We start from the raw sequence: 12,915 nt of genomic DNA on the forward strand, positions 1-12,915 counted from the left end.
CCTCTTGACCGTCCGGTCAGGACAAGCGAAGCCAGCCCCGACCTTCTCCGCCGGCCTTATCGGAGCCTCGTGCCGCGTGCAAATCTTCCGTGACCTTCCCTCGCTCAGAACCGGTCTCGCCTCGCTGCGGGCAGATCCGGGCCGCATTGCCTTCGTCCCCACCATGGGCGCGCTCCACGCCGGCCACATGGCGCTGATCGCGGAAGCGCGGCGTCGCGCGAGCCATGTCGTCGCGTCGATCTTCGTCAATCCCACCCAGTTTGGCCCCAATGAAGATCTGTCGGCCTATCCGCGCCGCGAGGAGAGCGATGCCGCGATGCTGGCGCAGGCGGGCGTGGCCGCCCTGTGGCTGCCGGACGTCGCGACCATGTACCCTGCCGGCTTCACCAGCCATGTGAATGTCGATGGCCTCTCCGCCCGGCTGGATGGCGAATGGCGCCCCGGCCATTTCGAGGGCGTGGCGACGGTCGTCACTAAGCTCTTCAATCAGGTCCGGCCGGACATCGCCTGTTTTGGCGAGAAGGATTATCAGCAGCTTGCCATCATCCGGCGGATGACGCGCGACCTCGATCTGGGAGTCGAGATCGTCGGCGTCGAGACGCAGCGTGACCATGACGGCCTCGCCCTCTCGTCTCGCAACGCCTATCTCACTGCCGACCAGCGCGCGCGCGCGGCGGCCTTGCCGGAGACGTTGGTGGGCGCAGGGGAGGGCATCAGCGCCGGCGAGGATGTCGCCGCGGTGCAGGCCTGGGCGATCCGCTATCTGCTCGATTCGGGCTTCGATTCGGTCGATTATTTCCTGCTCAGCGATGCTGACACGCTGGAGCCGATGACCCGGCTGGACCGGCCCGCGCGCCTGCTGGTGGCGGCGCGGATCGGCAGCACGCGCCTGATCGACAATATCCCCATCCACCCCTGAAGACATGCCCGAGCAAATCCGGGCGCAAACATCCCTTCTGTCGCGTTAACCATTTTGCAAGAGCTGGCGTGCTTGGTTGCGGTATCGCGAACCTGTTTGTGGGGGAATTCGTGGGTACGAGCATGAACAATGCCAAGGTCCTGATCGAAAGCCGCACGCGCGCCGCGCTCGGCAATGCGCAGGCCTGTTTCGATCTCGGCGTGGCTTATAGCTGCGGCACCGGCGGCGTGTCGGTGGATCTCGTCGAAGCGCATCGCTGGTTCAATCTGGCGGCTCAGGCCGGCAGCCGCGAGGCGCAGACCTGCCGCGCTGAAATTGCCGAGGAAATGACCGCGCGGGAAATCGCCGAGGCCCAGCGCCTTGCCCGCGCTTTGACGATCGAGACCAGTCAGCGCGTCGCGGCCTGATCGGCTTTAGCCCGCGTCTCCGCCCTTGCGGAACGGCGCGCGTTCATCCAGCCATTCGCGTTCATCCGCGACGGCGGCGGCCTCACGCTGGACGAAGTCGGCCACGGCGCGCCTGAAATCGGGATGCGGGATGTAATGCGCTGAATAGGTCGGCACCGGTCGATAGCCGCGCGAGAGCTTGTGCTCGCCCTGTGCGCCGGCTTCGACGCGGGCAAGGCCCCGCGCGATGGCGGCGTCGATCGCCTGATAATAGCATAGCTCGAAGTGGAGGAACGCCACCTCCTCGTTGCAACCCCAGTAACGCCCGTACAGCGCATCGCCGCCGATGAGGTTGAGCGCCCCGGCAATCGGCCGTCCGTTGCGATAGGCGAAAATCAGCAGGACCCGGTCCGCCATGCGCGCGCCGAGCAGCGAGAAGAAGGCGCGGGTGAGATAGGGGCGGCCCCATTTGCGGCTGCCGGTATCCTGGTAGAAATCCCAGAAGGCATCCCAATGTTGCTCCTCGATGGCGTCGCCGGTCAGGTGCCGGATGTCCAGCCCGGCCTGCGCCTTGGCGCGCTCCTTGCGCAGATCCTTGCGGTGGCGGCTGGAGAGGCGGGCGAGAAAATCATCGAAGCTGGCATAGCCCTCATTGGCCCAGTGGAACTGGCTTCCTTGCCGGATGAGCCACCCCGCCGCGCGGTAGAGCGCGCATTCCTCTGGCGTGATGAAGGTCGCGTGGGCGGAGGACAGCTCATTCTGGTCGACCACCGCCTCAATGCCGGCGATCAGCGAGGGGCCTTTACCGGCGTCGCGCAGCAGCAGGCGCGGGCCCGGCACCGGGGAGAAGGGCGCGGCGATCTGCAGCTTGGGATAATATTGCCCGCCCGCACGCTCCCAAGCGTCCGCCCAGCCATGGTCGAACACATATTCGCCCTGACTATGGCCCTTGAGATAGGCCGGCGCTGCGGCGATCAGCGTGCCGCTGCCGTCCTGAATGGTGATCGGCGCTGGCGACCAGCCCGTGCCGGGGCCGACGCTGCCCGATTCTTCCAGGATGGAGAGGAAGTCGTGGCTGACGAAGGGATTATCCGGGCCGGCGCAAGCGTCCCACTGCGCCTTGTCCAGCGCCGTGACAGATTGGGTGAGGTGGACGGTCAGCGCGTCGCTCATGAGGACGGCGCCTCTCGGTGCGCCAGTGAGGGCGGAGAGCGAAACGGAGCGACGTCGTGCAGCACGTGCCGAACATGGGGCGTCTGGCGCGAAATTGCCAGTGCCCGCAGGTCCATCGCGCCCAAGGCCGCCAACATGCCGGCTGGGCGCGGTAAGCTCAGTCGCGAATCTGCACGATGGCGTCGATTTCCACCGATGCATCCAGCGGCAGCACTGGTACGCTCACGGCGCTGCGGGCGTGGCGGCCGGCATCGCCGAAAATGCGGACCATCATCTCCGAGGCACCATTGGCGACCTTGGGCTGATCGGTGAACTCAGCGGTGCTTGCGACAAAGGCGCCGAGCTTCACGATGCGCTCGACCCGGTCGAGATCGCCGCCCAGCGCCGCTTTCATCTGCGCCACCAGCATCAGGGCGCAGCGTTCTGCAGCCGCGACGCCCCACTCGAGATTGCGCTCGCCGCCGATCTTGCCTTTCATCAGGGCGCCATCCGCTGCGAACGGCAGCTGGCCACTGATGTGCAGCAGGTTGCCGGTCTGCACCGAGGCCACATAAGCGGCGACAGGAGCGGCGGCTTGCGGAAGGGAGATATTCTCCGCGGCGAGGTGTTGGTCGATCTTGCTCATGGGCGGAGCCAGAGCATGAGCCCGCAGATGCGTCAAGACCGGCTAGGACAACGCCCCGGTGGCAATCGCGTCATACTCGTCGATGCGGGCCATGATCCATGCCTCGGCACGGTCCCAGTCGTCGATCCGCTCATGCGCCTCGCGCACCGGCTCGACGTGGGGGGCGAACTCGGGCTCGCCGACCATGTGCAGCCGCCAGCATTCCGGCACGTCCCGCGCCACGGAAACATGATTGGCACCCAGATCGTCGATGAAGATGCTCAGGCCCGGCTTGCGCTCGTCCAGCAGCTTGCGCACCGCCGGCCCCTTGCCGCCGCGATTGCCGATCACCGGATAGGGGAGGCCGTGCGCATGGATCTGGTCTGCGCGGGCCTGCGCGCGCTCCTCGCCGATGTTGGTGACGATCACGATGTCCGCCCGCTGTGCGATTCGGGCCATCGCCTCCACCGCGCCGCGAATCGGCGTCTGGCGATACATCTCCGTCTCGAAAAAGGCGCCTAGCAACGTCCAGACCAGTTCGCGCTCGATCAGGTCGCCGCTGGTCTTGTGGCGCAGCGCGCGCTCGAAGCCGCCGGAGAAGCTGAAGTCGATGCCGTGCTGCTCTTCCAGCCAGGACCGGAAGGGGACGACCATGTGCATCAGCACTTCGTCGCAATCGCTGATGATGAGCGGACGGCTCATCGGCCGAGCCGCTCGCGTGCGGCGACGAGATCGGCCGGTGCGACCGCCAGCGCCTCCGCGCAGGCCAGCAGGTCCGGCTCGTGATTGATGACGAAATCCATCAGCGCACCCAGCGTGGCGGGATCGGTCAGGGCCTGCCGCAGCGCATCCGGCTCCAGCCCGGTGAGGCTGAGCATCCGTTCGGCACGGACCGAATCAGCCACAATCCATCCCACGAGGCGCAGCGCTATGGTTTCATCATCTTGAGGGATCGGATAGGTCCGCATTGTTCACCTGTATGCCGGGCAGCGGGAGGTTCTCCCCTGCGCGGCTGCAAAAATGGCTTCGTCCATCGGCATAAGGACTGTTCGTGTCAAAACGCATATTGGTTGTCGAGGACAATGAGCTCAACATGAAGCTGTTTTGCGACCTGCTCCGCGCGCATGGGCATGAGACAGAGCCGGTGCGGGACGGGCGGGAGGCCTTCGCCCGCGCATCCGCCTTTCAGCCCGATCTCATCATCACGGATATCCAGTTGCCGCATGTGAACGGTCTGGACCTCATCGCCTCCTTCCGCGCGGACGCGGCTCTGGCAGAGACGCCGATCATGGCGGTGACGGCCTATGCCGCCCCGGGCGATGAAGCACGGATTCGGGAGGCAGGCGCGAATGCCTATGTCTCCAAGCCGATCTCGGTGCTCATGTTCATGAATGTCGTCAACGGACTCATCGCGCCGACTGCGCTCGCGAGCTGAGCCTACCCGCGCGCCATCGCCCTACTTCATCGTCACGCGGCCGCACGCAAAAAGGCCCGGATCGCGCGATCCGAGCCTGAAGCGTCATGCACAAGCGAGCGGACCGACAGGCCCGCCGCGGCACTTACTTAATCTTGGCTTCCTTGAACTCGACGTGCTTGCGCACGACGGGATCATATTTGCGGAAGGTGAACTTCTCGGTCTGCGTGCGGGGGTTCTTCTTGGTCACGTAGAAGAAGCCCGTGTCAGCGGTGCTGACCAGCTTGATCTTCACTGTGGCGGGCTTCGCCATGGCCAATTCCTCAAATAATTGAGCGACCTCCCTGCAGGCAGGTGCGGTGCGCTGACATACATGCAAAAGACGGGCTCCGCCTCTGGCGAGACCCGTTCGGCGGCGGCCAATGCGGGAAAAGCCGGCCCTTGTCAAGGGAAGGAGTCGCCGCAGTCGCCGCTCTTCGCTGCAAAACCGAAGCTTAACGATGGGCGCTTATGGTGCCGTTGTCACAAGCCTGACTCGCGAGGCTGGCAAGAACCGATTCGCGATGGACAAGGCGGGATGGGAGAATCGGGATGTATCAAGGCTCGGACCGTCTGGTTCGCGATCAGATGCTTGGCCGCATCGAGGCACTGGAGGGGGCTTGCACGGGCCTGTCCCTCTTCTCCCTGTGCGAGCGGCTGGAAGATTTGCGGCTGTTCGCGCGCCGGCATGACTTTGCCGCGGTGGAAGGACTGGCCAGCCTGCTGGAGTCGGTGGTGGCCTATAACGGCCACCGCCAGGTCGCGCAGACCTATCTCACGCTCATGCGGGACGCTGCCAAGGGTGATTCGGCTGCGCCCCAGACTGCGCGCGTCTACCTTGCCGCGGCCGCCCTGCGGGGGTGTCGCTGATCGCTTCATTGCGCCGGCGCATAAGTGTTGATTGATTTCGTCGATCAATCTGTGCGGGCCTATCTGTTCGTCATTCCGAGTTCCATCTGGCATAAGCGGGGCGTGGGGAACGTTCGACGTTCCGAAATTTACGTCAGACACATCAACCATTGGAGGCCTTTCATGACAGACAAAGCGCTCAAGACGCCCACGGACCTGAAGGGAAATGCCATCAAGGCCGTCGCCGACGCGCTGAACGGCCTGCTGGCGGATAGCTATGCGCTTTACCTCAAGACCAAGAATTTCCACTGGCATGTCTCCGGCCCGCATTTCCGCGATTATCACCTGATGTTCGACGAACAGGCGGCCGAGATTCTTGCGACGACGGATCTGATCGCCGAGCGGATTCGCAAGACCGGCAACACTGCGCTGCGCTCCATTGGCGACATCGCCCGCAAGCAGAGCATTCAGGATAACAATGACGACTTCGTCTCCGCTGCGGACATGCTGGCGGAGCTGCGGGCCGACAATATGGCGCTGGTGGAATCGCTGCGTGCCGCCAAGGAACTGGCCGAGGCCGCCGGCGACAATGCAACCGACGGGCTGATCGACGACTGGACCGATCAGGCCGAGCAGCGGGCGTGGTTCCTGTTCGAAACGAGCCGCAACGGCTGATCCATTTGGACCGAGCCATCGCCGCGCTGCAGTTGTGGCGATGGACACACAAAAAGGGCCGGGATTTTCATCCCGGCCCTTTTTCTTGCGAAGTGAGTCGCCTGTTACTCGGACTTGGGCTCGAGATTCACGGCGGCGTATTTGCCACGACGGTCGACTTCCAGTTCGAAGTCCAGACGGTCGCCTTCCTGCAGCGAAACCATGCCGGCACGCTCGACAGCACTGATGTGCACGAACGCATCGGGCTGGCCGTCATCGCGCTGGATGAAACCGAAGCCCTTCATGGCGTTGAAGAACTTCACCGTGCCGCTGGCCCGCTCACCCGTGAGCTGACGCGACGGTCCGCCACGCTGCTCGGCCGGCGCGCGGTCTGCAGCGCGCTCGGGAACCGGGAGCGGCTCGCCGTCGATCACCAGATCGGTTGCGGAAATCTTGCCGCCACGGTCCACCAGCGTGAACTTGAGCTGCTGCCCTTCGGCGAGGCCGGTCAGGCCAGCCTGCTCGACAGCGCTGATGTGCACGAACACGTCTTCCGCGCCATCGTCACGGACGATGAAGCCGAAGCCCTTCTGGGCATTGAAGAACTTGACCGTGCCGGAGCCTTCGCCAACGACCTGCGCGGGCATGCCGCCACGACCGCCGCCGCCACCACCGCCACGGAAGCCGCCGCCACCGCCGCCGCCGCTGCGGAAACCGCCGCCGCCACCGCCGCGGTCACCGAAACCGCCGCCACCGCCGCCGCCGCCGAAGCCGCCGCGATCGCCAAAACCGCCGCCGCCGCCGAAGCCGCCGCGATCACCGCCGCCGCGAGGTCCACCGTAACTGCTGCCACCATATTCCGGAAAGGCGTCGAACTGGGGTTCTCCGAAGCTGTCCCGCTTGTCCCTGCCGCGACCGCGGCGCCCTCTATCAAAACTCATGCCCTGTTAATCACTTTCGCTCGTCCACTCTCGATCCGCACCCATGCCGGACGACATGCACAGGGACTCGACCAAGGCCACACTCGGCCAAGCATCGCTATAGCGGCCTTTTTCGCAAAGCGCGAATGATTTTGGCGCAATTGCCGCGCTGAACGTCGATCCCGCTCGCGGGCGACATCGGCCCGATCCGCAGCGTTGGGGAGGCGCTCTGCCGTCTTGCCTTTTTCGGAGGTTTCCCTGGCCCAGTCATGCAGCTAAGAGGAGCGGCATGACCGTTTATTTTCATGAAGAAGACCTGCCTGCCGATGTGCTCGCGCCGGGCGCCGTTGCCATCGATACCGAGACGATGGGCCTGATCACCTCGCGCGACCGCCTGTGCGTCGTGCAGATCAGCGATGGGCAGGGCGATGAGCATCTCGTCCGCTTCTCGCCGGGCAGCAGCTATGCTGCGCCAAATCTGCGGGCGGTGATCGCCGATCCCACGCGACTCAAGCTCTTCCACTTCGGCCGCTTCGATATCGCGGCGCTTCAGCATTATCTCGGCGTGCTGGCAGCGCCGGTCTACTGCACCAAGATCGCCTCGCGCATGGTGCGCACCTATACCGATCGCCACGGCCTCAAGGAGCTGGTCCGCGAGCTTCTGGGCATGGACATCAGCAAGCAGCAGCAGAGTTCCGACTGGGGCGGCCCGGTGCTGAGCGAGGCGCAGCGCGATTATGCCGCGTCCGACGTGCGTTTTCTCCACCAGTTGAAGGCGGAGCTGGATATAAGGCTGGAGCGGGAAGGGCGCACCGCGCTCGCCCAGGCCTGTTTCGATTTCCTGCCACACCGGGCACTGCTGGATCTCGCCGGCTGGCCGGAGACAGATATTTTCGCCCATGCGTAAAGGGCGTGCCCTGCGCGGGACGTCCGGGTCCGAGGACGAGCTGGCGCCATCGGCGCTGGCACGGGCCGAGCACAGCCGGCTGCAGCGCTGGGCCGCGCCCGGCGGCAGCCACGACCGGCTGGTGACCCTGCTCAAGCGGGTATTGCCGATCTCTGCCGGCGTGCTGGGCGCCTTCCTGCTGGCGGCGCCGTTCACCCACCAGACCGAGGTCAGCTTCGTGCTCGACAAGAACAAGGTCGATGTTGCGAGCGAGCGGTTGAAGGTGACCGAGGCGCTGTATCGCGGCGAAGATGGCGAGGGCCGGCCCTTCTCGCTGCGTGCCGGCTCTGCGCTGCAAAAGACCTCGCGCGATCCGATCGTGCAGCTCAACGAGCTGGAGGCACGGCTGCAGATGGAAGGCGGCGGCGCCGTCGTCACCGCGCGGCAAGGCAATTACAACATCGAGAATGAGACGGTCGCGGTCAACGGGCCGATCCAGTTCCAGAGCGCCAATGGCTATCGGCTGACCACGCGCGATGTGGACATTCGCCTGCAGGAGCGGGACTTGCGCAGCCGCGGTGATGTCGAGGGGCGGATGCCGACCGGCACGTTCCGCGCCGATCATCTCAAGGCCGATCTGGAGGGGCGCACCGTCACGCTGGAGGGCAACGCCCGCTTGCGCATGGAGCAGGTCGGGCGCTAAGGGCAATGTCGATGCGCAGACCCTTCCTTCTTGTCGCTGCCGGCGCCCTGGCCGGGTCCACTCTGGTCGCGATTGCCGGCGTTGCCGATGCGCAGGTTCTGCGGGGGCACAATACGCGCGCGCCGGTTGATTTCTCGGCGGACCGCATCGAGGTGCAGGATCGCGCCGACCGCGTCGTCGTCTCCGGCAATGTGCAGGTGACACAGGCCGGCATGACCATGACGGCGCAGCGCCTCACCGTGGCCTATCACAACACCGGCGGCATCGAGATCGACCGGCTCGACGCCTCGGGTGGCGTCGTGGTGACGCGCGGCAACGAGCGGGCCAGCGGCTCGGTCGCCATTTACGATCTCAATCGCCGGCTGATCACAATGATCGGCAATGTGCAGCTCAATCAGGGCGGCAACCGCCTCACCGGCTCGCGCCTCGTCATCGATCTGGCCAGTGGCCGCTCGACGGTGGATGGCTCTGCCGCTGGCGGCGCGCCGGGCACCACCCAGTCGGGTGGTCGCGTCTCCGGCACGTTCCAGGTTCGCCAGAGCGGCGATCAGTAGGAAAAGGCCGGACGCGGCGCCAAAAAGCTTGCCTTTTTCGCTGCCTTGAACGATTCGGTCTCCATGCAATTTTCCTGCCAGATCGTGGAAGCTGCGGAGGAACGTCGGTTCGACAGGGCCGGCGATCAGGATGATCTGGAAATGAGGACAAGGCGATGAGTGAGGCAGACACGATGCGCGATCCCGCAGTCGCGGACGACACCGCCGGCGCGGCAGAGGATCATCGGCTGCAGGTCATTTCCATCGCCAAGAGCTACGACAAGCGCACCGTCCTCGCCGATGTCAGCCTTGAGGTCGGCCATGGCGAAGTCGTCGGGCTGCTCGGGCCGAACGGCGCAGGCAAGACGACCTGCTTCTATTCCATCATGGGGCTGGTGAAGCCCGATTCGGGCCGCATCCTGCTGGAAGGCACCGATATCACCGGCCTGCCCATGTATCGTCGCGCGATCCTGGGTCTGGGCTACCTCCCGCAGGAAACCTCCATCTTTCGCGGCATGACCGTGGAGCAGAACATTCTCTCGGTGCTGGAACTGGCCGAGCCGGACAAGGCGGCGCGGGCACAGAAGCTGGAGACGCTGCTGGAGGAGTTCGGCCTCGCCCGCCTGCGCGCGAGTTCTGCCATGGCGCTCTCCGGCGGTGAGCGGCGGCGCTGCGAAATCGCGCGGGCGCTGGCGGCCAATCCGTCCATCGTGCTGCTCGATGAGCCCTTCGCCGGCATCGACCCGCTCTCCATCGCGGACATTCGCGATCTGGTGAAGGATCTCAAGACGCGCGGCATCGGCGTGCTCATCACCGATCACAATGTCCGCGAGACGCTGGAGATCGTCGATCGCGCCTGCATCATCTACGATGGCAAGGTGTTGTTTGCCGGTAGCCCCGCCGAACTGGTCGCCAATGCCGATGTCCGCCGCCTCTATCTGGGCGAGAGTTTCTCGCTGTGATGGCGGGCCGGTCGCGGACGGGCTGAGGGGCAGCACCACCCATGGCGATGGCGCCTCGCCTCGATCTTCGGCAAAGCCAGTCGCTGGTGATGACGCCGCAGCTCCAGCAGGCGATCAAGCTGCTGGCGCTGTCCAATCTGGAGCTTGAGGCATTCATCGGCGGCGAGCTGGAGCGCAATCCGCTGCTGGAAGCCGGCACGGACATCGCGCTGCCCGCGCGGGAGCAGGCCGAGCTTCCGGACGGCGTAGAACCGCAATCGGGGCCCGACGCTCCGGCCGACGTGCTGATCGGCAAGGGCAGCGGCGAGGCGGACGGGCCGCTGGATGTCGATCACGGCGCCGAGACCTTCATCGATGATGGCCCAAGCGACCGCGCGCTGCCGGGCGGGGCGGACACTGGCCGGACATCCGGCGACTTCGGTAGTGAAGGCCCGGACTTCGACAGTTTCGCCGCGCCCGAGCAAGGGCTTTACGAGCATCTGATGCATCAGGCCGGCGCAGCGCTCTCCGGCCGGGCACTGATGATCGCCGAGCAGCTGATCGGCCAGATCGACGATGCCGGCTATCTGGAAGCGGACCTGCTGGAGACCGCCTACCGGCTGGGCGTTCCGCTGGCAGAAGTGGAGGTGGTGCTGGCCGTCATCCAGGGGTTCGATCCCGCCGGCATCGCGGCGCGGAGCCTCAGCGAATGCATCGCGCTGCAAGCCAAAGAGGCGGATCGCTACGACCCCGCCATGGCAACGCTGATCGCCAATCTCGACATTCTCGCCAAGGGCCAGATCGCGCATCTGCGCCGGATTTGCGGGGTGGATGAGGAGGATATGGCGGACATGATCCGCGAGCTGCGCGGCTATGACCCAAAGCCCGGGCTGCGCTACGCCAATGATCGGCCTGCCGCCGTGGTGCCGGATGTGCTCATCGCGCCTGCGGGTAATGGCTGGTCCGTGGAGATCAACGGTGCGACGCTGCCGCGCATCCTCGTCAATCGCCGCTATCATCACCAATTGGCGAGCGGCGCGCGGGACAAGACGTCCAAGGCTTGGGTGTCGGATTGCCTTGCCAGCGCCAACTGGCTCATCAAGGCGCTCGACCAGCGCCAGCGCACCATCCTACGGGTGACCGAGGAAATCCTGCGGCGGCAGGAGGGCTTCTTCCGCCATGGCGTCGCGCATCTGCGTCCGCTCACTCTGCGCGTGGTCGCCGAGGCGGTGGGGCTGCACGAGTCCACGATCAGCCGGGTAACGAGCAACAAATATCTGTCTTGCCCGCGCGGGACCTATGAACTCAAATTCTTCTTCACCAGCGCAATCGCCGCGGCCGATGGCGGCGAGGCAGCCTCTGCCGAGGCGGTGAAGAGCCACATCAAACAGTTGATCGCGGATGAGCCGCCAAATGCGATCCTCTCTGACGACTCCCTGGTCGATCTGCTACGTGAGCGCGGCTTCGACATCGCGCGGCGCACGGTGGCCAAATATCGTGAGGCCATCGGGCTGGGGTCGTCCGTCCAGCGCCGCCGGCAGAAAGCCCTGGGCGGGCGATAACCGCGCCGCTTAGTCGAGCACGCGGGACATACGGCGGCCAGCAAGGATGCCGAGCGCCAGGAAGATCCCGAACAGCGCAAGGGCAATGAAGAACAGCACCTTCGCAATCCCGACGAACGCTCCCGCGACGCCGCCAAAGCCCATCAGGGCGGCCGCACCGGCGATAAGCAGGCTAAGGATGGCAAGACGGATCATGACGGGCTCCTGTGGCTGACAGGGGTTTTAACGTCTCGCGCCCGGCGGCGGTTCCCGGCTGGGCGGGGGAGGACGAGACGCGCGCGGCTCTCCCTACGCAAATCTGCCAAACCCGGCCAGCCGGGGTGCCCATCGGCGGGCGGCATTGCTTCGTCACTGTTGATGCGCGAAGGCACCTTGCGAAACCCGTGCGACCTCGCTAGGGCGCACGGCTCCAGTGCATGCGGAGCGGTGGCCGAGTGGTCGAAGGCGCTCGCCTGGAAAGTGAGTATACGTCAAAAGCGTATCGAGGGTTCGAATCCCTCCCGCTCCGCCAGACCTTGGATATCGACGGTCTTTCACGAACAACCATGGTCCCAGCAATGCGCTGAATTCCGCGCGTTCTGGCGAACCTAGCATCCGTCGGTATTCGCTTGGGAACGCGTTAGACCGCCGCTCATTTTATAACCAGTTTAATGGTTTGATCCGCCATGATGCCTATCACAGCGCAATGGCTTATGCGCACGCGGAACAAGCTTAACGCCAAACAGGTGGAGAGACTCACCAAGCCCGGCATTTATTCTAAAGCGGGCGGATTGTACTTGCGCGTGCGCAACTCCGGCACACGCTCTTGGCTGTACGTGCACTGGCTCAATGGTCGGCGTCGAGAATTGGGACTAGGCTCACTGCTCGATATTTCGCTCGCTAAAGCACATGAGAAGGCCGCGCAGGCTCGGGCGCTCTATCTCGATGCTATCGGCCGACCGCTGAACGTCGAGTAGCGCGCGCGGACAGCAAACCGGCTGTTACCTTTGGCGCTTTCGCTATGGAACTGCTCGATTAGATCGAGGAGGGACTTAAGAACCGAAGTATCGTCAGCAGTGGCGGAACACGCTAACCAGAAATGCCGCTCCGATGTTTAAAATTCCCATCGCCGATGTGAAGGGGGAGCATGTGCTTGACGTGTTAAGCCGATCTGGCTCTCAAAAGCTGAGACAGCCTCCAGACTACGTGGTCGCATTGAGCGCGTGCTGGACGCTGCCAAGGCGCAAGGGCTCCGGGAGGGGGATAATCGCGCGCATAGTAAAGGACATCTCGATCTGTTGCTACCCAAACGGAGCAAAACCGAAGTGCGGCATCATGCCGCTTGACGTGCTG

Annotated in this window: 19 protein-coding genes and 1 tRNA gene; 13 read left to right on the plus strand and 7 right to left on the minus strand. The window is 64.7% G+C overall.

Translation table 11 applies throughout. The annotated features are described in order from the left end of the window. Positions 1 to 76 precede the first annotated feature (76 nt). Both panC and M2343_RS15340 read left to right on the plus strand, forming a co-directional pair. On the plus strand, positions 77 to 919 hold the full coding sequence (panC, locus tag M2343_RS15335; protein WP_264577297.1) for a pantoate--beta-alanine ligase: 843 nt from the start codon (positions 77 to 79) through the stop codon (positions 917 to 919). 110 nt (positions 920 to 1,029) lie between these two features. Further along, positions 1,030 to 1,326 carry a hypothetical protein gene (locus tag M2343_RS15340; RefSeq protein WP_264577298.1) on the plus strand — a complete coding sequence of 99 codons (297 nt, stop codon included), beginning with the start codon at positions 1,030 to 1,032 and terminating at the stop codon, positions 1,324 to 1,326. A gap of 6 nt (positions 1,327 to 1,332) precedes the next feature. On the opposite strand, the gene M2343_RS15345 is transcribed toward M2343_RS15340, so the two are convergent. The 4 genes from M2343_RS15345 to M2343_RS15360 form a co-directional block, all read right to left on the minus strand. Continuing rightward, positions 1,333 to 2,478: a GNAT family N-acetyltransferase gene (locus M2343_RS15345; protein WP_264577299.1), complete on the minus strand. Its 1,146-nt coding sequence runs from the start codon at positions 2,476 to 2,478 to the stop codon at positions 1,333 to 1,335. A gap of 157 nt (positions 2,479 to 2,635) precedes the next feature. Continuing rightward, positions 2,636 to 3,103 carry a RidA family protein gene (locus tag M2343_RS15350; RefSeq protein WP_264577300.1) on the minus strand — a complete coding sequence of 156 codons (468 nt, stop codon included), beginning with the start codon at positions 3,101 to 3,103 and terminating at the stop codon, positions 2,636 to 2,638. Between the two features lie 42 nt (positions 3,104 to 3,145). Then, complete coding sequence (locus M2343_RS15355; RefSeq protein WP_264577301.1) at positions 3,146 to 3,784, minus strand: HAD family hydrolase; 639 nt, start codon at positions 3,782 to 3,784, stop codon at positions 3,146 to 3,148. Next, complete coding sequence (locus tag M2343_RS15360; protein ID WP_264577302.1) at positions 3,781 to 4,050, minus strand: DUF3572 domain-containing protein; 270 nt, start codon at positions 4,048 to 4,050, stop codon at positions 3,781 to 3,783. Before M2343_RS15360 ends, M2343_RS15355 begins: the two co-directional genes overlap by 4 nt. Positions 4,051 to 4,133: 83 nt before the next feature. On the opposite strand from M2343_RS15360, the gene M2343_RS15365 reads away from it, so the two are divergent. Next, positions 4,134 to 4,517, plus strand: a complete 384-nt coding sequence (locus M2343_RS15365; RefSeq protein WP_181558572.1) for a response regulator — start codon at positions 4,134 to 4,136, stop codon at positions 4,515 to 4,517. A gap of 124 nt (positions 4,518 to 4,641) precedes the next feature. On the opposite strand, the gene rpmG is transcribed toward M2343_RS15365, so the two are convergent. After that, entirely contained in the window at positions 4,642 to 4,809 is a 168-nt protein-coding gene (gene rpmG / locus M2343_RS15370) for a 50S ribosomal protein L33 (protein ID WP_181558573.1), read from the minus strand. 278 nt (positions 4,810 to 5,087) lie between these two features. Between rpmG and M2343_RS15375 the strand changes: the two genes are divergently transcribed. Both M2343_RS15375 and M2343_RS15380 read left to right on the plus strand, forming a co-directional pair. Next, positions 5,088 to 5,405 carry a hypothetical protein gene (locus tag M2343_RS15375; RefSeq protein WP_264577303.1) on the plus strand — a complete coding sequence of 106 codons (318 nt, stop codon included), beginning with the start codon at positions 5,088 to 5,090 and terminating at the stop codon, positions 5,403 to 5,405. A 162-nt stretch (positions 5,406 to 5,567) separates the two neighbouring features. Continuing rightward, positions 5,568 to 6,059, plus strand: coding sequence for a Dps family protein (locus tag M2343_RS15380; protein ID WP_181558575.1), 492 nt, complete (start codon positions 5,568 to 5,570; stop codon positions 6,057 to 6,059). 104 nt (positions 6,060 to 6,163) lie between these two features. On the opposite strand, the gene M2343_RS16695 is transcribed toward M2343_RS15380, so the two are convergent. Beyond that, positions 6,164 to 6,979, minus strand: a complete 816-nt coding sequence (locus M2343_RS16695; RefSeq protein ID WP_319799413.1) for a cold-shock protein — start codon at positions 6,977 to 6,979, stop codon at positions 6,164 to 6,166. 268 nt (positions 6,980 to 7,247) lie between these two features. Here M2343_RS16695 and M2343_RS15395 point away from each other — a divergent pair, with 268 nt between their 5' ends. From M2343_RS15395 to rpoN, 5 genes are all read left to right on the plus strand, one after another. Next, positions 7,248 to 7,865 (plus strand): ribonuclease D, encoded by a 618-nt coding sequence (locus M2343_RS15395; RefSeq protein WP_264577304.1) that lies wholly within the window; start codon positions 7,248 to 7,250, stop codon positions 7,863 to 7,865. Next, entirely contained in the window at positions 7,858 to 8,547 is a 690-nt protein-coding gene (lptC, locus tag M2343_RS15400; RefSeq protein ID WP_181558578.1) for an LPS export ABC transporter periplasmic protein LptC, read from the plus strand. The genes M2343_RS15395 and lptC overlap by 8 nt, the downstream gene beginning before the upstream one ends. Positions 8,548 to 8,558: 11 nt before the next feature. Then, positions 8,559 to 9,101 carry an LptA/OstA family protein gene (locus M2343_RS15405; protein ID WP_264574928.1) on the plus strand — a complete coding sequence of 181 codons (543 nt, stop codon included), beginning with the start codon at positions 8,559 to 8,561 and terminating at the stop codon, positions 9,099 to 9,101. 173 nt (positions 9,102 to 9,274) lie between these two features. Next, positions 9,275 to 10,042 (plus strand): LPS export ABC transporter ATP-binding protein, encoded by a 768-nt coding sequence (lptB, locus tag M2343_RS15410; protein ID WP_264572359.1) that lies wholly within the window; start codon positions 9,275 to 9,277, stop codon positions 10,040 to 10,042. A 41-nt stretch (positions 10,043 to 10,083) separates the two neighbouring features. After that, the gene (rpoN, locus tag M2343_RS15415; protein ID WP_264577305.1) at positions 10,084 to 11,583 is read left to right on the plus strand and encodes an RNA polymerase factor sigma-54; all 1,500 of its coding nucleotides are present in this window, start codon (positions 10,084 to 10,086) and stop codon (positions 11,581 to 11,583) included. A gap of 9 nt (positions 11,584 to 11,592) precedes the next feature. Here the strand turns inward: rpoN and M2343_RS15420 are convergent, their stop codons facing one another. Then, entirely contained in the window at positions 11,593 to 11,778 is a 186-nt protein-coding gene (locus M2343_RS15420) for a DUF1328 domain-containing protein (protein WP_264577306.1), read from the minus strand. 225 nt (positions 11,779 to 12,003) lie between these two features. Between M2343_RS15420 and M2343_RS15425 the strand changes: the two genes are divergently transcribed. The 3 genes from M2343_RS15425 (at position 12,004) to M2343_RS16745 (ending at position 12,908) form a co-directional block, all read left to right on the plus strand. After that, positions 12,004 to 12,094, plus strand: a tRNA-Ser gene (locus tag M2343_RS15425). A 154-nt stretch (positions 12,095 to 12,248) separates the two neighbouring features. Continuing rightward, positions 12,249 to 12,539, plus strand: a complete 291-nt coding sequence (locus M2343_RS15430; protein WP_264577307.1) for an Arm DNA-binding domain-containing protein — start codon at positions 12,249 to 12,251, stop codon at positions 12,537 to 12,539. 192 nt (positions 12,540 to 12,731) lie between these two features. Beyond that, positions 12,732 to 12,908 (plus strand): phage integrase central domain-containing protein, encoded by a 177-nt coding sequence (locus M2343_RS16745; RefSeq protein ID WP_413716055.1) that lies wholly within the window; start codon positions 12,732 to 12,734, stop codon positions 12,906 to 12,908. Positions 12,909 to 12,915 lie beyond the last annotated feature (7 nt).

Source organism: Sphingobium sp. B8D3B (assembly GCF_025961875.1).
Taxonomy (GTDB): Bacteria; Pseudomonadota; Alphaproteobacteria; order Sphingomonadales; family Sphingomonadaceae; genus Sphingobium.

Bases quoted from the DNA above. Each gene is read 5' to 3' on its own strand.
- M2343_RS15345 (WP_264577299.1), bottom strand. From the start codon at position 2,478: ATGAGCGACGCGCTGACCGTCCACCTCACCCAATCTGTCACGGCGCTG.
- M2343_RS15350 (WP_264577300.1), bottom strand. From the start codon at position 3,103: ATGAGCAAGATCGACCAACACCTCGCCGCGGAGAATATCTCCCTTCCG.
- M2343_RS15355 (WP_264577301.1), bottom strand. From the start codon at position 3,784: ATGAGCCGTCCGCTCATCATCAGCGATTGCGACGAAGTGCTGATGCAC.
- M2343_RS15360 (WP_264577302.1), bottom strand. From the start codon at position 4,050: ATGCGGACCTATCCGATCCCTCAAGATGATGAAACCATAGCGCTGCGC.
- rpmG (WP_181558573.1), bottom strand. From the start codon at position 4,809: ATGGCGAAGCCCGCCACAGTGAAGATCAAGCTGGTCAGCACCGCTGAC.
- M2343_RS15375 (WP_264577303.1), top strand. From the start codon at position 5,088: ATGTATCAAGGCTCGGACCGTCTGGTTCGCGATCAGATGCTTGGCCGC.
- M2343_RS15380 (WP_181558575.1), top strand. From the start codon at position 5,568: ATGACAGACAAAGCGCTCAAGACGCCCACGGACCTGAAGGGAAATGCC.
- M2343_RS16695 (WP_319799413.1), bottom strand. From the start codon at position 6,979: ATGAGTTTTGATAGAGGGCGCCGCGGTCGCGGCAGGGACAAGCGGGAC.
- M2343_RS15395 (WP_264577304.1), top strand. From the start codon at position 7,248: ATGACCGTTTATTTTCATGAAGAAGACCTGCCTGCCGATGTGCTCGCG.
- lptC (WP_181558578.1), top strand. From the start codon at position 7,858: ATGCGTAAAGGGCGTGCCCTGCGCGGGACGTCCGGGTCCGAGGACGAG.
- M2343_RS15405 (WP_264574928.1), top strand. From the start codon at position 8,559: ATGCGCAGACCCTTCCTTCTTGTCGCTGCCGGCGCCCTGGCCGGGTCC.
- lptB (WP_264572359.1), top strand. From the start codon at position 9,275: ATGCGCGATCCCGCAGTCGCGGACGACACCGCCGGCGCGGCAGAGGAT.
- rpoN (WP_264577305.1), top strand. From the start codon at position 10,084: ATGGCGATGGCGCCTCGCCTCGATCTTCGGCAAAGCCAGTCGCTGGTG.
- M2343_RS15420 (WP_264577306.1), bottom strand. From the start codon at position 11,778: ATGATCCGTCTTGCCATCCTTAGCCTGCTTATCGCCGGTGCGGCCGCC.
- M2343_RS15430 (WP_264577307.1), top strand. From the start codon at position 12,249: ATGATGCCTATCACAGCGCAATGGCTTATGCGCACGCGGAACAAGCTT.